This is a genomic window from Bradyrhizobium sp. STM 3561 (assembly GCF_045571455.1).
Taxonomy (GTDB): Bacteria; Pseudomonadota; Alphaproteobacteria; order Rhizobiales; family Xanthobacteraceae; genus Bradyrhizobium; species Bradyrhizobium vignae.
In genome coordinates this window covers 8,186,257-8,206,707 of sequence record NZ_CP120695.1, presented here as the reverse complement: position 1 = coordinate 8,206,707, position 20,451 = coordinate 8,186,257, and the positions used below count along the sequence as shown (strand labels likewise).

At 57.2% G+C, this 20,451-nt stretch carries 13 protein-coding genes; 2 read left to right on the top strand and 11 right to left on the bottom strand.

Annotated elements, in window-relative coordinates; translation table 11 throughout:
• Positions 1-284: 284 nt before the first annotated feature.
• From P6U28_RS38740 to istA, 11 genes are all read right to left on the bottom strand, one after another.
• Entirely contained in the window at positions 285-779 is a 495-nt protein-coding gene (locus tag P6U28_RS38740; protein WP_407121105.1) for a hypothetical protein, read from the bottom strand.
• A gap of 1 nt (position 780) precedes the next feature.
• Positions 781-1,425, bottom strand: coding sequence for a hypothetical protein (locus tag P6U28_RS38735; RefSeq protein WP_407121103.1), 645 nt, complete (start codon positions 1,423-1,425; stop codon positions 781-783).
• A gap of 1,705 nt (positions 1,426-3,130) precedes the next feature.
• Positions 3,131-5,377 carry a di-heme-cytochrome C peroxidase gene (locus P6U28_RS38730; protein WP_407121101.1) on the bottom strand — a complete coding sequence of 749 codons (2,247 nt, stop codon included), beginning with the start codon at positions 5,375-5,377 and terminating at the stop codon, positions 3,131-3,133.
• A gap of 71 nt (positions 5,378-5,448) precedes the next feature.
• Positions 5,449-6,819 (bottom strand): hypothetical protein, encoded by a 1,371-nt coding sequence (locus P6U28_RS38725; protein WP_407121099.1) that lies wholly within the window; start codon positions 6,817-6,819, stop codon positions 5,449-5,451.
• A 95-nt stretch (positions 6,820-6,914) separates the two neighbouring features.
• Positions 6,915-10,112: a hypothetical protein gene (locus tag P6U28_RS38720; RefSeq protein ID WP_407121097.1), complete on the bottom strand. Its 3,198-nt coding sequence runs from the start codon at positions 10,110-10,112 to the stop codon at positions 6,915-6,917.
• Positions 10,113-10,820: 708 nt separating this feature from the next.
• Positions 10,821-11,303 carry a hypothetical protein gene (locus P6U28_RS38715; RefSeq protein ID WP_407121095.1) on the bottom strand — a complete coding sequence of 161 codons (483 nt, stop codon included), beginning with the start codon at positions 11,301-11,303 and terminating at the stop codon, positions 10,821-10,823.
• A gap of 175 nt (positions 11,304-11,478) precedes the next feature.
• The gene (locus tag P6U28_RS38710) at positions 11,479-12,051 is read right to left on the bottom strand and encodes a hypothetical protein (RefSeq protein WP_249757520.1); all 573 of its coding nucleotides are present in this window, start codon (positions 12,049-12,051) and stop codon (positions 11,479-11,481) included.
• 97 nt (positions 12,052-12,148) lie between these two features.
• Positions 12,149-12,421 carry a hypothetical protein gene (locus P6U28_RS38705; RefSeq protein WP_407121093.1) on the bottom strand — a complete coding sequence of 91 codons (273 nt, stop codon included), beginning with the start codon at positions 12,419-12,421 and terminating at the stop codon, positions 12,149-12,151.
• A 736-nt stretch (positions 12,422-13,157) separates the two neighbouring features.
• Entirely contained in the window at positions 13,158-13,709 is a 552-nt protein-coding gene (locus P6U28_RS38700; protein WP_407121091.1) for a hypothetical protein, read from the bottom strand.
• 295 nt (positions 13,710-14,004) lie between these two features.
• Complete coding sequence (istB, locus tag P6U28_RS38695) at positions 14,005-14,748, bottom strand: IS21-like element helper ATPase IstB (RefSeq protein ID WP_249758007.1); 744 nt, start codon at positions 14,746-14,748, stop codon at positions 14,005-14,007.
• Positions 14,749-14,763: 15 nt separating this feature from the next.
• A complete protein-coding gene (gene istA / locus P6U28_RS38690) occupies positions 14,764-16,302 on the bottom strand; it encodes an IS21 family transposase (protein ID WP_407121089.1) in 1,539 nt (512 codons plus the stop codon).
• A 922-nt stretch (positions 16,303-17,224) separates the two neighbouring features.
• Here istA and P6U28_RS38685 point away from each other — a divergent pair.
• Positions 17,225-17,542, top strand: coding sequence for a hypothetical protein (locus tag P6U28_RS38685; RefSeq protein ID WP_407121087.1), 318 nt, complete (start codon positions 17,225-17,227; stop codon positions 17,540-17,542).
• Between the two features lie 973 nt (positions 17,543-18,515).
• The gene (locus P6U28_RS38680; protein WP_407121085.1) at positions 18,516-20,450 is read left to right on the top strand and encodes a hypothetical protein; all 1,935 of its coding nucleotides are present in this window, start codon (positions 18,516-18,518) and stop codon (positions 20,448-20,450) included.
• The last annotated feature ends 1 nt before the right edge of the window (position 20,451 follow it).

The following is a 20,451-nucleotide window of genomic DNA, read 5'->3' as shown; positions in this document are numbered from 1 at the left end:
CGACCGACTTCGTGCGGCAGCGCACTATGTCGCGATGGGCCAGGAAAAGACGAAGGGCGGTGCAACAAAATCCCAAATCACTTAACCGTCGACCGAGGCGTTGGCGACGAACGTCGCGCGAAATCGCGAGCGCGCTGTATTTCCCGCGCCCGCGCAGCGCACGGGAGCCGGAGGGGCAGACCGGTACTCGGCACGCCGGCCTCGGGCAGCGAACCTTTCGAGGTGGAGACGCACACTTAGCGGGCTGCAGCGCGAGCAACGCCCCCGAGTTTTCCTGAGGAAGCTCACAACCAGCGAAGTGGCCCCGTCGCTAGACGGCCAAAGCTCTTTGCAAGTACGAGCGCGGCAAACAAGGGCCCAACCAGAAGATACAGGCTCCGATATTCCCAGAAGGGGAACAGGCCCACTATTCCCAGAACACAGGCGATGATACAAACCACGGTTACCCCCCGCTCGAAATGAACGAGGTGTGGATCGCGCGTGCTATCGCTCGTATTTTGATCATATTCTGAGTACGTCCAGCGTACCGGCGATCGAATGATCGCAGGCGTCAGCGTAGCCCAGAGGAAAAAGCTAAGCGTGACAACCAAGAGCGTGTTCTCAGGTGATCCGGTTTCTGGAATTAACAGCTTGTTTCGTAGCAGCGCGACGAGCGCGAAACAGACTATGGCGGTCCAAATGAGGGATAGTAGCGCCTTCATGTAACGCATAACCAGCCGGCGCAGAAGCAGATTGTGTCGGATGAGGGAGAGTTCGCTTTTCGCGACTTCTTCCACCAAGCTAACGGTCGTAGGCGCCGGCCAACCCAAAGGCCATCCGAAGCTCATTGAAATCCTGCCCCCTTTGCTTCGGCAGCCAGCACGAATCTGGGAGTGCCACAGTCTGACCGTCCTCTGTTTTGACTTGCTTGGTCAGCCAATATTTTCTCGTCTCGCTTCGTGGGATCAAAAAGAACCGGAGCTGGCCATTGAACTGCAGTTCGCGAAGCCTTCGCTTAACCCTGGGCTGCTCATCACAAAACGGAATTGCCGTGAGCGCAAAACGTGGATGGAACCTGCTGGCGTGGCTTGGAATGTTTGCGCTGAAATAGAAGAGACTAAGGTCGCGTAGTAGAGCCCAAAGAGCGACCACTGGAATCACGAACGCTGTGGCGACAGGAATCCCATAAATCACGAGCCAGAGGTCTGGCGACTTCGTTGCTTGAATAAACGGCCAGACGTGCACAACTGCTTCACTAATCGCAACGAAAGCATCTTTGGCAAACACCGGTAACAAGAAAAGCAATCCAGCACCGCTGAGAAATGCTCCGCCGATGCGATGCATGGTGGATAGGCGGACTTCAGCGCGCTGAAGAAACGCACGCATGGCCCCCATCTCTGGCTCGCCGAATTCCTCTTCCTCTGGAGCGTCCCCATCGATGGACATGGCCAGCACACCCGCTCAACCCTGGAGATTCCAGATCAATTCCACAGCAGCTTCCGAAGATATAATAGCACAAGACGCTAGCAATCCTATGCTTTTGCGCTTGTTCGTGTCGCGACCGGTTGTGCATCACAGCAAATTTGGTCGATCGACTTCCGACTCGGGTCATATTGACGGATTTGGCAAAGATTGAGAGGTTGATGTCCGCTCCTTTCCGTAAGCGGTCGGGCCAGGAGCGTTGCGTTTGGCCGGACTGCCGTGATTCAACGCTTTGGGCAAGAGGTACTTAACTCGCTTCAGCCGCGAACGACCCCACGTCTTAACTCACGCTCTTGTCCAGCGTTTGACGGTGCAACACCGGAGCATTCGAGCAACAATCTTACAGCACTTGCACCAGCGCACGATTGTTAATTTGCGTCGTCTGCACGATTCAGGCCTGCTCTCTCTACAAGCCAAACAGAATATAGGCGCGCGCTTCCATTCCGTCTTATTCAGCAGAATAGTTTACTCGCGCTCGTCGCGTTCTATGCTAACCAAGCCCGCCTAGGTACGTTGCGGGCTGCTTGTCGGTCGGCGGACCCGATTGTGATCCCGCTCCGCAAGAGCTGTTGGCCAGTCCATGAACTAGTCGGTTTAGCGCGGCTCATGCCGTCTCGTGCGCTTAGCGGATGGCGTGCTCCTTGAATGTTTGGATATCTTGGTCATGGATCGAGACCGGCGTGCTTACTCCTGTTTGGTTGAGCTGTCGGCCGGTTCGCCAGCATCGCTACTTGCGGGTGATCGACGACGAGGTTGCTGAAGCCACATCGAAGGAGCGCTGGTTAGCGCTTTCTGTCCGACTTGCCGTAGAACTTCGACGGACCTCTCGCCTCGCCAGGCGGCTTCTAGAATTTTGGAAGCGACATGCGTCCGGGTGCCGGTCTCGTTAGGGGACAGTCCTTGGCAAACCTCGTCCAGAACTCGACGAAGGCAGGCAGTTGTTTCGGAGTCGAGCATAGAAGGTCTTCTCCAATGGAGGGGTGCAATGACCCCACTGCAGGCGCGAACTTCACGACATAGATATTAGAATGGGCGGCGCCGACGGAAGGAAATGGCTTTCTGCACTCCCCTACTTATGGTTGCTAACTCATACAATAAACTTGGTTGCGTGTCTTCTCCCTGATCTCTCAGCAAGATCGCCGACGCTTTCGGAAAAGTGTTTCGGCTAATTTGATCTTCTCGATGCCAAGCAGGGCCGCGCGGCTGAAGAGATCCGCTCGCGGCGCTCACCAATGATCGGCGATTTATTCGATATCGTGAACCCAACAACCTCCGTTGGCGACGCGGATGACCGCGTGCGCGATCCAGTTCACGTTCCGAAAGTGTCCGCGCAACCTGCATTCCCAGCTCCAGCGCGTGAGCAACTCCTGTAGCAGCACCGAAAAAACATCACGGCTCTACTCCTGATCAAGGCTCTAGTTCCGGCCAGCCTTGCTCTGTCTGAATTCATCAGCCAAGCCCGGCGTGGCTTCGCATGACTGGCAATCGACTGAAGAAGCGGCGCCGCTATCTGATCCTCGGAGGAAAGTCGAAGTCCGGCTACGCCCGTTCAGGATAGTGAGTGACGCGTCCTGAGTGCGCACTTAGTTTACGTGGATAATGTTCTTGCCAAAAATCGACCTCACCTAGCGCCCGGGAGGAGCGCCGGGCATCCGACGTGACGGCCTCCTCACAGCGTTTTCAAATACTCAAGAAGCGCCCGCCGTTCGGTATCGGTCAATTCTGGCCCGATGACTCCGGGAGGCAGCTTCGTTAAATCGGTTTCTCGCCCTTCAAAGGAATGCCCGCGATTGCTGTTGCCAAGCAGCGATACGTTGAAGTCCGTCAGACCGGCCGCGCAGGCGTCGTTTGCTCGCACCTTCGCAACGAGCCCGACATTAACGGGATCGAATTTGCGGCTACCAACGCAAAAAGAACTCGGCCGCCGGCCCTGCGGCAATAACATGTCCTTCAGCGTCGGCACCGATCCGTTGTGCAGATACGGAGCTGTTGCCCAAACTCCGTCCAGCGGACGCGCCCGGTACTGAGGTTCAAGAGCAAGGACATCTTCGTCCTTCCCGTTACGGCGCACTTGCGCTCCAATGTATGCTCGCGGGTTTTGGCAGTTCTTCCTCGGCCCCCACATCTGCTGCTTGGTTTTTTCGGAAGAGTTGTTGGCGAGGTTCCATTGATCGATCGTCTTACCCACGACATCCATCAGGGCGAGCACAAACAAGGGATTTGCCGCCTTATCGGCCGGAAGGCCGCACCCCCAGGCTTTGTTCAAGTCATCGATCGGATTGAGACCGAGTGCCTCGGGTAAGTGAACACGCCGCGTCATCAGGACATTGGATTGTTGACGATCGGTGCCAATGATGTTCACCGGTAGCTGAGCGACGTTGAAATAGTGGCGTCCGCCGATCTCCACCCAATTTTTCTCGCCCTTGGCAGAGCGATCTGGGTTATCCGGCTTCCAGAACGAATCTTCCGGCCACTTTGCATCGAATGCGGGATCGTTGACGGGCCCTCGGTGGCATTCAAAGCAGTGCGAGCGATAAAGATCGCGACCTTTCTCAACGAGGTTTTCGTCGATGGTCCAGGCCGGGTCGCCTCGAAACCTGTCCTGCGCATCCTTCCATCGTGGCGCGACAAGCCCGTTGAATTTCCTGCCGCTTGCTTCCGCCGACGAAAAGGGATCCGTACCGCGCAAAAGCTCCTCGAAACCCACAATATTCGATAGATGGATGGATGATTCAAAAAGCGGCCGTCCCGGCGCGGGTGCCCTCATGTTGATTTTCGCGCTGACGCCGAGCGCTTCGCCAGAATTGCGAACAAGCTCGTTGAGAACAGAGGCGTCGTACTGCGCCCAAAGGAAGTACGGCGTGTCCCAGATTGGCGGAAAACTCACAGGAGCGTCGTTGCGCGCGAAGTTGCCCTTGAGGAGCGGATCTGGGAGTTCTCCGGTCACAGGGTCGAGAAAATTGGTGTAAAAGACCTGGTTGCCGATCCGGTTCAAGGCATCAAGTCGACCGAAACCCTCGTCGAGATTCGTCACGCCCTGCCTCGTCAAAAGGCTATCGTTTGCGGCCTTTTGCTTCTTGATCTTTTGAAATGCGAGCTCGAGATCACGTCGAAGCTTCCCGCGGTCGAGGCTTCGACCTTCAATGCTTTCCAACCGGTCGGCGAAGCGTTCAAACCGCCACGGCAAGATCAGCGTATAGCCGATTGATAGACCAATAACCCGTTCAACCTCGCCAAGATTGACCATCGCTGGCCCACCATCGTAGCGAATGCTGACATTTTTGTACTCCAAATGACCCGTATGACAGGCGGCGCAGGTTAGTCCGATCTGATCTTCGTAGAAGCCCCCCGTTGTCGGGTCGACGCCCCCCTTCAGGACCGCGAAACCTACAGGCAAACCATTTGCATTGTCAGGCGTGCTCGCTGTCCAAGTGGAGCTAACGCCCTTGGCATCCTCCTGGTAGCCGTACGCAGGTGAGCTAGTGTCAAAGTCCTTTGAGCTCGGACTTGGGATGAAACCAAGGCGTCGCAGGTACTCGCTGTCCGCCAGGCTCGTGTAACCGACCGACAACTCAGGACGTTCTAAAGCCAGGAACCATCTATAGGGCACAGGAATAGTCGCCGTGCCTTGGGACGTGTGGTGGAACCAGTAACGCTGCCGCGCACTCCAGTTCTGTGGCAGCCAGTATGCGCTCTCGATCTTCGATGGCGCAGGCAGTGTCGCGGGCAGCAATTGGGCAACCAGATTTGCGTCATTCTTGACCTTGAGCGCCGCGTCGCGAAGCTTCTCGGGTGCGAAGTACGCCATCCCTATTGACGCCACCACGACGAACACAATGGCGAACAAGAGAGCGACGACATGAGGCCACCGCCTCACCAGTCCACCGATCCATGCGCTGAACGAACGCGACCCCATAGCAACCTCTCCCTAATCTTAAAGGCGCCTGCCGCCTCGCGAGCGCCTGCCCAGTTCCGACATGGCGCTGATTACTTGTTCAGCAATTGGCTGTTGATGAAGGTGACGACGTCAGCGGTCTCGGCTGCCGCGCGTCGCGTTATGGTCGCGGACGCTGGGCCACCATGCAAGAACGAGGGGAACCAACCGAAATTACGAACATTCCAGTCTTCTTTTGGTAGAACGGCCCGGTTCACGCCGGACACCGCGAAGCCTTGCACTTTCCTGGCGAGTGGCTGCGCGGTTTCGGTGTGACAGCTCACGCAGTCCGTATTGAAAAAATGACTCTTCTTCGTATCAGCAATGACATTGACGATCTCGAGTACGCGGCTATTTGGCACGTTGGCATCGATGAAATCGGCTGTCGAAACGCCCTTACGATTGGCAAGCGGCAGCGGAGGCTTCTGCAGCGCTGCGTGGCGACACGTCGTCGGATTCTGGTTATTCGTGACAGGCCGCGGGACCACGTGCGTCCCGCCGACGATGCTGAACATCTGCGCGGCATGAAGACCATCGAGCGTCGGGCCAGGCACTGGTATCAACCCGGCCTGCGGGACCCTCAGCATCGAGACGAACACCCAGGGCTCGGGCGGTGAAATCCCCATGACAGCCATGGTGTTGAGACGCTGCGGCGAGAGATGCTTTTCCAGCAGAGCTTTGACGGCATCACGAAATGGTTTTGCGGATGCACCGACAAGGCCGGGGTGCACGTTCATGTCACCGGCCGTCGAGACCTTGACATTGCCGAACTTTCCCGCCGCGAGTTCATCACGCAAAGATGCAACGTCACGAACGATTGCCTTAAAGGCTTGATCGTCAGGTTTAAATCGCGGGAATGGCGCACAACCATCAAGAGGCGACTCCGGTTCTCGGTTGAAACTGAAGATAAGATGACCGGCAGTGTCATGGACCTTGAATCCTTGCGGACCATTGGTCACCGGCTGAATGATGAGACGGATTTGCGGTTGCCGGCCAAACTGAGCGATGACATCGGCAGATAATCCCGGGGCTCCGGGATCGATTCGGATACCCGCAACGAACCAGGCATCGACCTTTTTCACGACATCAGGCAGCTGAATGCGACGCGCGCCCGAGTCCGGCACGCCGTCGCGTTCTGGATTTTCGGCGTTTGCGATAAAACGCGTGAAATCCTCATCGGACAAAAGCCGCTGCGGAGCCCCAGTGGGGCCGGCGAGATCGGACAGCGCGATCAGATTGACGAGGTCTGCTGGCGCTTTCGGTGGAGGAAACAGGATGGACACATCGTTGGCCGAAAGCGGCTTCGATGGCGTCTCGGCCCGGGCTATTCCTGCTCCCGAGGCAATGGCGACGATCAGTCCCGCTGCAGACAGAGCTGTAAACAGCCGACCAAGCTTTGACCGGCGGATTTCATCTTTTGCCATCGTCGGCAATTCCCCTGTAAGATTGAAAAGTCGAAAGTCCGATCTAGACTGCTTTCAGTCACATAATTCCCGTCCGCGGCCGGGGATCAGGATGCTTACTCGCTGCCGTAAAATTTGCTCTGCAATGTCTTGAGTTGCGTCGGATGTAACGCCTCTTCAATGCAGCCGAGAAACATCTGGCTTCTTGCATTGACACGCTCCCTATCGAGAGGGCCATGCTCCATGTCTGTTTGCAAGGCGCGCACGGCGATCCAGTCCTTTGAGGGATCCTTGAGCAACTCAAACAGCGTTCGATTCTGATAGGGATGAAGCCGAAAGTGAGCGAAAGCGACTTTGGCTGAGATCTTCGCATCGCGCAGTGCGTCGGGGAGTGTGAGGAGATCAAGCCCGGCCAGTTCTCCGATCTTTTGCATTTGATTCTGTGCTTCCTGATATTGCTCGCGTCCCACTAGTTGATACATTCCTCGTGGGCGAAACAGCCAACCGTCGTCCGTTCCCACCTGATTTCCGAACGGGTTGCCCTCATAACCAAGAACAAAGTTGGCCAACTCCTTGGGATGGTTGAGCAATGCGTCCAAGCTGACGGGCGATTTGTTCGCTGCCGCTAGTTCGGCGTTGTTCTTTTCTATCCGATCGCGCCATTTGCGCGGCAGTTGCGAGACCGCGCTGTAAGAGAAGTCTTCGCTGCTGCGGGTAAAGTCGGCGCTGTCGTAGGAGATTGCCCCCAGGATATAGGCCAGGATCCGCGGATCCGTCTCTTCGATGCGGTCCCATTCCTGCAGCAAGGCTTTGACCTGCTCGGCCTGGAAATACGCCATATAGCTCCTTCGATATGGCGGCACTGGCGCAGGAGCCGGCGAATGGTCCTTGATCGACTGCGCCAGCTGGTGCTCGTACGCAGAAACTTTATCCTGGTATTTCTGATAGCCGCGCTCCTGCAACCACTTGCTCTCATAGCAGGCAAGTAACGGCTGCGGTTTGATCTTTGGATTGGGCCTGTATTCTTTGTCTAACTCGTCAGCGTAAGCCGCCTGAGCAAGCTTGGCTTCTTTGAGCGTTTCAAAGGCGGATGCGACGGAGCCGTTCAAGATATGAAACAACTTCACTTGCAGGCAATCGGCATTGCTCTGCTTCTTGCGGGATTGATCGAAGTCATCGTTCGGCACACAATCCCAAAAGCGGCCGCTGCTTAGCGAGATGATGTCTTCGGTTTTCTGAGATAGCGTCCAACCAAGCGGCAGGTTGTAAAACGAGCCTGTTATGTCTATTCGACCGAACGTTGGAAAGCGTTGCACGCTGGGCGTCACATCGCTCGTCGGCCGGCGATCGATATTGTTCGCGTGGTTGAGTGCAACATAAGTCCGAGAGCTTCGCGTGCTCAAGAGCGCGCGCACCGGCTCCATGAGCTCACCGAACATGAAAGAGCCGTGATCTCCGAACTGACCGCTCACAAGCGACAGCAGATAAATCCGGAATTTTGGCGCGTCAGAGGTGCCCTTGATGCTGTTGAGCCGCTCAATCAAATCGAGCGCGGTCTCTATTCCGGAATTCTCGACATATCCTCCGTCCACGAGGCGCGCCTGCGGATTGGCGGTAATACAATCATTCCGCAAGGAGACCGTCGCTGCCGGCGTCACCCATGGAAACCGCGCGCTGGTAAAGGCCGCAGCGCTAAGCGGGATCCGCAGCGAGTGGCTCTTGACAGTTTGATCGGCTCCGGTGCCGGCACGATCAAGCATCGAGAGAATACAGAGGTCTTTGTCTTTGGCGTGAAGCGGGTCGATATCAAAGGGAGAGACGACAACGCGTTTGCCGCTACCGGCATCTGTGGTGTTCAACAACAGCGCCGGCATATTGTTGGAAGGTGTCCAATGTGACTGAAAATCGGCCTTTAGCAGATTGGATTGGTCGCCAGCGCCCTTTTGGTTCTTGAGCATTCTGTCTGCAGCATTCTCCAGTGTGTACTCCAGAAAGCGCGCGCGATCAAAACTTGGGATAGCGAGTGGAGAAAACAGCTGGGTGAAGTCAGTAAATAGAAAACCGGCAACCAAGGGCGAGAGAAAATCCGTCTCCAAGACACTTGCAACACGCTGTTCTACCTGCCCTGGGGCATCGATATCCTCAGCCCGGCCGACGCCGGCCAGAAAGTCGGCGATCTTCGGGCATGTCTTTGCGTCGGGAGCGATCGTATCAAGTGGCGCACTATCGGCATGAAGCGCAGCTGCGAAAATTGCCGAGCCGACGCTCCCTCCGGAGACGCCGCTTATCGCAAACAGATGCTGCCGAAATGCCGGACAGAGATCCTGCATCCTGGCAAGAAAGCGCGCCGCATTGTTGGCTGCGTAGATGCCGCCGCCCTGGGCAGCCACAATGAATACCGGATATTCTCCGAGCCTCTCGGCCTCGGCTAGGCGCGGTTTTTGCCGAAGCCAATCCCGAAATGCTTCGACTGCAGAAATGCGCATCTCTTCTGATGGGCCGGTTGCTGCGGCTACGCCGCGCAGCCCGTGGTCATCGCCTCCGAACAATGACGCAACCAGGAACAAGCCGCCAAACACAACCGGTATAAAAGGAAAATTGAACCTGATCGTCAGTAGCGCAAAGTGGGTGGTGAGACCGGCCACGCACATCGCAAAGAGAGCGATTACACCGAACGATCCGACGAATTGTGCAAGCCTGTCCGGAAACAAAACGAACCCGGTCGTCAACAGGGCGATGCCGCCGATCGTGAGCGCGAGAAATCTATAGCGGATGAAATAGGCGATGTTGGCCCGGTTCGCGAGTGCGGCCGAGCGATGTTTTGACCCCATCTGCCAAGTGAATACAACAAACGAGGCAAGCAGGATCAACATGGCAAGCGCAAGGATGAGCAGCATGTTCCGCTCGAAGGCGAGCGCTTGGTCCTGAATGCGGAAAATACTTCCGACTTCTTCGACCTCACCGATCTTTTCAGCCGGGCGCGAGGCGAGTTGACCTGCCGTCGCGGCGACGATCGGCAGAGCTCCGAGCACAACGGGTGCAGCTTTGATATAGAAGACCAAGCGCCCCGTAGCGGGCGGGATATGAGGTAGGGTTGCGGCAGTAAGCTGAAAAGCGGCCGCCCAGATCGCTAGCGCAATCACGCCCACGGCGACGAACTCCTTGAGCGTTACCCATCCAATGTCGTCAGCGGCTATCCGGTAGAGCTCCTGAATCTGATCTGGCAAGTACAGCAAAATTGAAATGACGACCGAAAGAACAGCAATCCATCGGAGGTTGCGCAATAATGTAAAAAGCTGCTCGCGCACAGTCATCGCGTCAATTTCCCATACTGTTATCGGAGATAGTCCTGAGCGAGCAAACAGGTCTGGATTCTAGAAATTCGTACCAGCCCTCGTCGGAAGGCCTGCGTGGTAGATAGCGGGCGGCCCGGAACAAATTGACCGGAGATCTCCTATCGGGCACCGCTCTGAAAATTGAGAACGTAACCTACAGTAGTGGCGCGATTTATCGAACATTCTCTTGAATCGTCAAGAGATTTTCGATGCTGAGGATCAAGACCCGTGATGTCGATGTTTTTCGCTATCGATCCGCCAGCTTGCGCACTTTTTCTTCACTCATTCGCTTAGAGCGCAATAACGCCGCATGACCACACCTCACTCTTGTGATCGGTGCATCACAGATAGTCGTCACTGGACGCGGCTGATCCTGGTAAGCCCGTTGGCTCGTCGGGTTGCTGTTCCCGGGCCCCCGATGGTAGCGTTCGCGCATCGTCTCCGCGATCGCGATACCGAGTGCGGCCGCGGCGTCTGCCCGGGATAGAGATCGCAGAACTGTTCCTGTTTGCGCTTTAGGCCGATCATCGTACGCCAACTAGTTTGCCGGACGGCAAATGGTCACTCGGAAGGGCAGCGAGAAGGCCTTTCAGCGCGCCCGCTGGCCCACAATAATCGGGGATTACCGGGGTTGAGAAGCTGCCTCTCCTCATTTCCTCGACAGCGGCCCGGCCGAGTCCCTGATCCTCAGGCTTCAGAATGGCAACTTCCACAGGAAATAGAAAAGCCCAGCAATGGCTCCCCAAAAAAGTGTGCCGCGGACAATGAAAGGGAGCGCCATGTTAATCGCCGTCTCGCCCAAGCCGCTGCGCCATGGTGAATTCCATCGATCGCGTCTGCCAGACCTTCTAAAAAAACCCGATACCACGCATCATCGTCGGGAAGCTCCCAGTCACGTAGGCTGCCGACGTAACGGGTCAAAGCAATAACGCCCGCGATCGTGGTTGGCGTTGAGCGGATGAGTACATTCGCGTGCTCCGCGAGAACCTGATTCGTTTGAACGCTGATTTCGTCGGCGGCATTGAATTCGGCTTCATCCTCGAGCCTCGCCGATACCGACAAGGCCGCATCGTAGTACGCCGACAGCTCGCGATGACGCTCGATCACGACGAAGATCAGATCCCGATCGGCTGCAGCGATCGACTGGGTGGAAATTTTATGCGACGACATGTTGAGCCGGACAAATAGGGGGCCGATACTAGCAACTCAGCCGCGGTGATAATCGGCGTAGAGTGGCTCTTATCCGCTGTCTTTCTGCTCAATCAGCCGGGATCAAACGAGGTCCATGCTCCCATCGGCCGGCAACATGGCCGGTAGTACCAATTTCTGCCTTGCCTGCAGCAGCTTAATTTGAGCTGCGGATAAAGAGGCATTCGAGGATAAGATAGATTGCCTTCGGATCAGTCTGCCGCGAGACGAGATATGACAGGATATCGTGTCGCAGCTCGGGCGTGAGACGAAGCACGAACAGCTCTTTACGGTCGACCCGATTTTCTTCGTACCAACAAATCACAGCCAAGCAGAAGTCGAAGGCAAGAACTACTTCGCGAGCCGCGATTAGATCGGCGCGGGCTGCTTCTAACTGCGCCGCATTGCCCGTGAAGCGATATTGCAACTCTTCATTGAAGTCGTGAAGCCGAACTGTCGAAATGTAGGGGTTCAGCGCAAGGTTATAGAGAAGGAGCGCTCCAACCTTCGCATGAGAGAGCGCCTCGGTGTCCTGAGGGAAATGTTGTGTCCGCCAGATTTCGCAGTCCGCTGACCATTTTTCATGGACGAGCTTCAGCGTGTTGCTGTCGAAATCAATGGCGAGGCTCAACGCCCGTGTGATCTGAAAGCAGTAGCGCTTAAAGGCATAGGCGAAGCTGTCATAGTCCGACAGCCAATCATAAAGCGTATCCGGTTCAAAGCTAATCATAGCGACTCGCGGTCCGCGAAAGGCGGGCCGGTCGTGCTACCAGAAGTTCTGAAAGAACAAAAGCGCTAGGGATACAATTCTGTTGAAGCCCGTCGGCTCAATTGCCCGCAGCCTCTTGGGCGCGCTCGAAACTAGTCTTCACAGTCAGAAAGCGTTCGTAATCAATCCGAATCACGGCTTTGCCGTTCGGGGAAAAAAATCTAAAGCGGGATTCGTCGCGGTCAAGCGAGCGGTCACCGCTCGATGATGCGCTATTCATGGAGGCCGACATGTCCGATTCCCTAGAATTCGACTTGACAGGGTTTTCAGTGACAGAGCGCTGGCCGCTTGTCAAACGCAACTTGAGGAGGTAACGCCAGATCAGCTGCATGGTTCAAATCGAAAATTCTTCGCGTTTTCAGCGACTTATAGTCGTTGCGTCGGGCGAAGGCTGCAACTTTTGAATGTCCGGCAAATCGTAAGTATGACGCCTGCAGCTTTCCCGCAACAGCCCGGATCGTATTCGACGATGGTAAATCGGGAATGAACTTGTGATTGCTGGGCCAGGAAAGCTTCAGTTCACTGATGCACATGAGCGTTCCGCGCGCTGCCCGGCGGCGTTGGCCTGCTCGGCTCCAATGCCGGCTGGAGATGGATGGTCACAGCTCTCGCTCCATCGCGGGTGGCGTTTTTCACCTTGATCCAGTGCTTCTGTCTTCCGCCGCGGAACGGCCTGTCGCGATCCTTCGAGACAAGCCGCATGCGCCGCGGAGCCCAGAACACGTTGGGCCGGTAAGGCTGAAGGGGACTACGACGCCTGAGAGATCGCAGCGCGCGAGAGTGCCCCGGTATTAAGCCTGCAGCTCCGAATCTTCGAAGCAACACCAACCCGAAAGACAAAGCATAGGACGTTTTCGTGGCGCCTATCGATGCCATTGTCAGTTCCCGCTGTCGACCGCCTATTGCTTTAACAATCCTGGTTTGGGCAGTAATGAGTAACCGAGGTGAGGTTCACAATGAAACAATCTTATCGATCGCCCGGATTAGTTCGCAAGCAATCAGAAGACTGCAAGCTCTCGCGAGCACCGGTGAAGGCATGTTCGCGTGGTAAATTGGGTCAGCTCTATCTACTGTTCTCCCGTGCGCAGCGGTTCGTTCGCAGTGCAATCGTGACACTTGCTGTCGCCTGAGTGGCGCGCGCGAGCACAAGATACCGCTATACGACGGATGCTCATTGGTACATCAGCTAGCTTCCCGAGTTCGCGCTCAATCATTGCGTCGTCAAGGGCAGCGAGAGTGCGTCTGAAATTCAATCGATTGGGAAGATGAAGCGTCTCAGATTTGATGCGTGCTGCTTTGTCCTTGTAGTTCTGCTCAATGAAGACGAGCTTCACTTGCTCGAACACAATGCTGATCTCCTTTTCTCCTACGGGAGTGCCGAGCGCTAGGAAGGCGCGGCGGCGCGCTTCTGCAAGCTTGAGATCTGGATAGTGACCCAGCCGAATTTTAGTGCGGTTGGGCTCTTTGAGAACGATCCAGGCTTTCGACGCTTGCCGACCGGCAAGCCAAACCCTGGCGCCCCCGTTCATGTACAGACCGGGCTTCAGGGACTGAACGGTTGGATCTGTGAGTCCAAGAATTGGCACGATGGCACGCCTTTCACGTGGATTGAGGCGCATACCAACTTTCCGAACGAACTTCGAAGCAATCTGCGCATTCCAGGAATGGTGATCAGGTGTTCCAGACGATGGCGATCACGGATTCCAGATGATCGTGATCACAGGAGACGAACACGACTGACGGGTTTAAGTGTGCTGGAAATAGTCTCCTCGTCAAGGATGGTTGGGCTGGCTTGGAGATCGTCCCGGCGGTCCATGGGAGGGCCCCGTGCGCGGCGCGGAGTGCCCCACGAGCGACGTAGCGACGCGCGCGGGAGGGGCCTGTGGGCCGGCGGGGCGATCGTGCGCGAGGCGCTCACGGTTTTTTCTTTTCGCCGGCCTGACGGCGCAGGCTGTCGCCCTTGAGCTCAAGGCGATGCGCATTGTGAATGATGCGGTCCAATATCGCATCGCCAAGAGTGGGGTCGGCAATGACGTCGTGCCATTGCGACACGGGGACCTGACTTGTGATCAACAACGACCCCTTGTCGTAGCGATCATCGACAATCTCGAGCAGATCGCGCCGCTGGTCGGCGGTGAGCGGTTCGGGTCCCCAGTCGTCGAGAATGAGGAGATTGACGCGCTCCAGAGCGGCGATCAGGCGCGCCAGACGGCCTTCGCCGCGCGCCTGGGCGAGATCGGCGAACAGGCGAGATGCCCTCTTGTAGAGGACGGAGAAGCCGTCGCGGCAAGCCTTGTTGCCGAGCGCGCAGGCAAGCCAGGACTTGCCGGTGCCGGTTGGGCCGACGATGACCAGGTGGTTGGCATCACGGATCCATTGGCAGGTGGCGAGGGTCTGGAAGAGCGAACGGTCAAGGCCGCGGGCGGTGCGATAATCGACATTCTCGATGGCGGCCGCCTGGCGGAGCTTGGCACTGGTCAAGCGGCGCGTGAGGCGGCGGTTGTCACGGGCGGTGACCTCGCGATCGACGAGGAGGCCGAGCCAATCGGGATGCGGCATCCCGGCCGCCTCGGGATTGTTCTGCAGTTCGACGAGGGTATCGGCCATGGCGGCGAGGCCGAGGGCGCGCAAGCGATCGACGGTAGGGTGAATGAGCATGCTGATCTCTCCTGATCAATTGTAGTAACTGCGGCCACGGATGTTGGCGTGGAAGAGGATGGGCGCCTCCTCGGCGGGCGGAGCGGTTCTGTCAGTGCCGTTCTTGAGGATGGCGGCGACCGATTTGTACGAACGGGCGTTGATCAGGAGGGCACGGGCGCAGGCGGCGTCGACGCGTTCCTGGCCGTAGCGCTTGACCAGCCCGAGAATGCCGATGGCGGAGCGGAAGCCCTGTTCCGGGTGCGGCCGCGACCGCAGGATGACGTCGATCAGAGTGTCGACGTCGGGGCCGACCTTGGCGGCTTCGGAACGAATACGCTCATGGGTCCAGTCACGATAGCGGCGATGCGAGCTCGGCATATGCTCGGAAATCGTCGTTGGGCGATGCGGCAGCGTGCTGCGCAGGTGCGAGGCGATGCGCTTGCCGCGCAGGAAAATCTCGACCGTTCGCGCGGTGATCCGAGCCTCGACCTCCTGATGCACGAGGTTGTGAGGAACGCTGTAGTAATGTTTGGCGATCTCGACATGATAGTCGAGATTGACCCGGCAGCGCTTCCACTCGGCATACTCGTACGGTTCATCCGGCAAGGGGGTGAGCGCCGGACGATCGAGCTCCTCGAACAGGTCGCGCCGACTTCGTCCCCAGCTGCGCAGCGGTCGATTGTTGAGATCGGCGAGAAGCACACGGATCGCCTCGTTGAGGGCGGCAAGCGAGAAGAAGCGGTGGTTGCGCAGGCGCGCCAGAATCCATCGTCCGACGATTTGGACGCCGACTTCGACCTTGGCCTTGTCGCGCGGCCGATACGGCCGCGCCGGGACGATGGCGGTGCGGTAATGGCGGGCGAGATCGGCATAGGTCCGGTTGACCATCGGCTCATGAAAGCAGGCCCGGGTGATGCCGGCCTTCAGGTTGTCGCTCACCGTCTGCCGGGCCACGCCGCCGAAATAGGCAAACGCCCGAACGTGCGAGGCGATCCAGTCCGGCAGGCTCTGGCTGAGGCTGGCCTCGGCGTAGGTGTAGTTCGAGGCGCCGAGCACGGCGACGAAGATCTGCGCGCTCCGCACCTCACCGCTGAGCCCGTCAACCACCTCCATGGTGTGGCCGGAATAATCAACGAACAGCTTCTCGCCGGCGACATGAACCTGGCGCAGGGTCGGCTTGAGGCGGCCGGCCCATTCCTTGTAGCGTTCACAGAACCACGAGTAGCTGAAGCTGTCGGAGTTTGCGTCGCAATACTCCTCCCACAACAGCATCAGCGTGACGTTTGAGCGCCGCAGCTCGCGATGCACCAGCGCCCAATCCGGCTGCGGACGCTCGTCGCTGGGCCGATCGGATGGTGGCGGATATAGGCGGTTCTCGAGCCGGACATCGTCATCCAGCTCCGGCGGCAACGGCCAGGTCAGGCCGGCGCGGCGGGTTCGGTTCAGGTACTTGCTGACCGTGCCTTGGGCCAGGCCGAGGCTGCGGGCAACGGCGCGTTGCGACATGCCGACGCTGTAGTGCAGGCGTAGAACTTCACGAATGTGGCGCATGGACAGTCTCTCGGTCGGCATCTCGATCCTCTGCGGTTAGGCAAAAGACCAAGGTAGCCAGGTTGCAGACTGTCAGCGGTGGACGCCTCCTGGTTGCCCCCGATCGATCACGATCGGCTGGAAATGGTGATCACGATGCTCTGGAACGCGTGATCACGATGGCCTGGAATCGGTGATCACGATCGGCTGGAACGCGCAGCAATCGTCTTGATGAGGAGCTTGGCGATATCGGGCGGATCATCGCCTTCTTTGGCGGAAGCTTTCTCGTCCAAGTCGCCTCCACCAATTTTGGGATTCGAAACAAATTAGCCGGGCCTGACCGACCTGAAGTAACTCAGAATAGACTTTTTCAAATGAAGTTAGAGTAAAGGCCGCGACTTATCTTGCCGCGGCGCTCCTGATGTTCGCTTTCTCACTGAACCGCCTGGTTGGCGGCAGAGAGCGTGTGCGCAAGCTGAGACCGCTCTGCCGAAGCATCGCTTCTTCAACAACAAGAGCGCCGTGTGTGCGATCATGGCGGAGTTGATCGCGAAGCAGCCGGACGGCGAGCTTGGTAATCTCGAACACTCCCGCGGCGCGAGCCGGTCTACACCCGCTCCTGCGCGGTGAGCGTCTCACGTTTACGCTTCCTACGCACTCGGGGTTGGGATCGAGCCGGTATTGAGACAGATGTCGGGCCGAGAATAATTCGTCCTCCCCATGTCACGACCGCGCCACTTGGGGTCATGTGATCAGGATCTGATTTTCCTCCCCGTCGTAGCTGAGAGCGTCCTGGTGCTTGTCGCGGGATCGGGCTTCAGTCTGATGGCGACGCCAACGACCTGCTTTTCTCAGCCGCTTGACGCTGCTGCGGCAGGCACAAAATCTCTCGGCCAGTCAACGCCGATCGAGGCGCCTGATTTGTCCAAAGCCAAGATAGAAGAGATGCGCCTGCAATTCATTCTTGCAGTTCTTTTTCGGCGGCTTCTTCGCGTTCGTTTTGTCTACTTTACGTGATTCCAAAGTGCCGAATGAATTTAATTTTGCCTCGTTGCGCGATCTGATTATGCAAGTTGACGACCTGTATCGCGCCACCAAGCAGACAAAACGAATGATCCGCTCGCGTCTCGAGCAACGTGACGACGGGTATCAAATCGTCGCCAAGTTCTTCGCTGCGCGGACGGAAGAGCTGAGTAACACCCAGCTAAAGCTCGAACAGATCCGTAATGCCATCCGGACCCGACGCGATCTCTTCGATGAAACGAAGGAAACGAATTCTTGAAGAAATTGAATATTCTGACGGTACCTTCACCAAGTGGTGCACGAATTTCACACAAGGAAGGTGACTTGCTGTGATGCGTATTGTCGCATTTCATCGTCCTGCAAGACATTAATGGTCAGAGATCTGAAGAGATTGAGGCTGATATTCAGATCATGCGTGACGCGAACGCGTTCAAAACGATCCTCGGGAAAACTGGGAACCAACCCCACAAACGGGTTTCCGATGCCTGCATGCTGCTCGTAATACGAGATGTGCGGGACATAACTTTAGAACGCCAGAGCCGATTATGCGCAGGTCGCCTGGTGCACGAGTCCATCGACTGCCGCATCATCACCGAACGACGAAATGTCTAATAAGATCCACAAAGCTCGCGGTATGCTTGAAGGAATCGGCTGTTCGAACCACCGTCCGTGCGATGCGAATTCCCGAAAGCCAATGCCCGATGCGAAACGGCCCTGGCGCGAGACAAGATGACATCAGCATCGAACTTTCCAGATTCGAAGCCGCGAACGTCTCATGAGTGCGACGACGGTTGCGCGACAAGTTGTCCCAGAGACAAAAACTACCTGGCGGTTGAGATTTGGACTAAACTACGAAATCTGTCGTAGGGCAGCATACATGACCTTCGACCCGAGCAGGCAACGCGACAACCGTGGCCGCGGCAGTGTCGACTGCGCGAGTTACTTTACCTTTAGCAATACTCTTCGCGGGCACATTGGCGGACCCGCCATTCTTGGCAAGAATTGAACGTAGTTAGGCTGCTAAATGCGTAGGGTGGCTTTTTCGAGCTTGTAGAGTGAACCGGCTCACACAACGGCGGCCAATGAAGTTGCAATATCTGCGTGCCGCTTTTGACGTGCGATTTCGATAAACTTGGGTCGCCATTCGTACAAAAAGTGTTTCGGTGACCCGGTTGAAATCTACGCCAAAAGGATCGCGCTCTGCTGGCTGAATTGTGCTGGGGAGTCGTTTTATGGATATTCAGGCGCACCCGCCCCTTCCTTACGTGAAGCCTGAAAGGGCATCGAGTGTACCTTTCCCGAAGATCGGCAAGGTACAGCGTGAGCTGATTGCACCCGCCAACTATTTTGTAGTGGACCCGGTCTTTCTAGCTACCGCCTCTTTGCAACCGTATCAACGAACGCATCAGGACCCCATCCATCGGCCGCTCAGGATCTACACGCTTGATCCAGCGGCGAGTCGGCAGGATGGCGCTGTGGCCGTGTTAAATGTCCCATTCGAGCGATTGCGCTCGGGGCCCGCGGGCAGCATCCTGGAGGTGGTCGATTGGGACGAGACGACGGGGCGGCTCAACAAGCCGGTCGAGTTGGATGATCCTCGCATCCTGATAGAAAATGGACGGACCCCTTCGCCGTCCGACCCTATGTTCCGGCAGCAGATGGTCTACGCGGTCTGCGCGGCCACGTACGATGTCTTCAGACGCGCGCTCGGACGCGATCCGTGCTGGGGCTTTCACTCTCGGCCTGGCCAAGCTTATGCAAAGCTCAGAATTCGGCCACAGGCCTTCTGCGGCCGCAATGCCTATTACGATTCATCAGCAGGGGAACTCAAGTTCGGCTACTACACTGCCGATGATAGCGTTCAGGGGCGAAATCGACCCGGCGGTCGGGTGTTCACGAGTCTCTCGCACGACATCATCGTGCATGAGATGACCCATGCGTTGCTGGACGGTCTTCGGCCGCGCTTTCGGCTGCCGACCCACCCGGATGTCGCGGCCTTTCACGAGGGTTTTGCCGACCTCGTGGCGATGCTCATGCACTTCTCGTATTCGGATGTCGTTCGTGCCGCAATTGAGAGGTCAGGGGGCAAACTCGAGACCGATGCGCTGCTTCTGTCACTCGCTAACCAATTCGGACATACCACGGGTTCGGGCGGGCCGTTGCGATCGGCCATCGATGCAGCGGGGCTTGGACAAGACGAGGAGCGCGGCGTCCGACGATATGATCAAGCTGGCGACGAACCGCACGAGCGTGGCTCGCTTCTAGTAACGGCCATTTTCGAAGCATTCGCGACGATACTTCGCCGGAAGACAAAGCGATTCATTCGCCTGGCACGTCTGACTCCCGGTGAAGCTCCAGCTTCGGAGCTTTGCGAGATTCTCGCCGACCAAGCAAGCACACTGGCATCACAGTTCCTTTCGGTTTGCATACGTGCCATCGACTACTGCCCGCCGTTCGACCTGTGTTTTGGCGAGTATCTGCGAGCAGTTATCACTGCGGATTTCGATCTCGTTCAGGACGACTCCTTCGGCTATCGCGAGGCCATCATCGATTCCTTCGCCCGTCGGCGCATCTACCCGGATGACGTGCCCGATCTCGCGGAGGACACTCTGTTATGGCGACCACCTGACAAGGAAATGGAGCCGATCGAAGACCTTCACTTCAAGAGATTACGCTTCGCGGGCGACCCGGGAAGAGCAGCCGACGAGACCGAACTGCGCCGTCAGGCCGAAGCTCTCGGGTCTTACGTCATGCGGCCAGGGTACGCACGCGCGTTCGGCTGCGCTTTGCCGGGCGACGTGAAACTGAACGGCGATCACGTCGATCCTGCAGTTGTTGGTTCTATTCGCTCCCTTCGCCGCATCGGCCCGGATCGGCAGGTCGCCTTCGATACGGTCGCCGAGATCACCCAACGGCACTGGTGCAAGCAGATGTCGGGAACGTTCAGTGAAGTCTTCGGCGGCTCAACCGTCATCCTCGGCCCGGACGGCCGCGTTCGCTACGCAATCCGCAAGTCCGTGACGGATCAACGCCGAATACGAGCGCAAGCAGACCAGCTTGACGGTAAAGGCGGTTCGAAGAGATGGACGAAGCGCGGCGGCCGCCACCAACTGTCGCGATCCAGTATATGCCATCTCTTTGGTGGACAGTCGGTGCCCAGCAACTAGC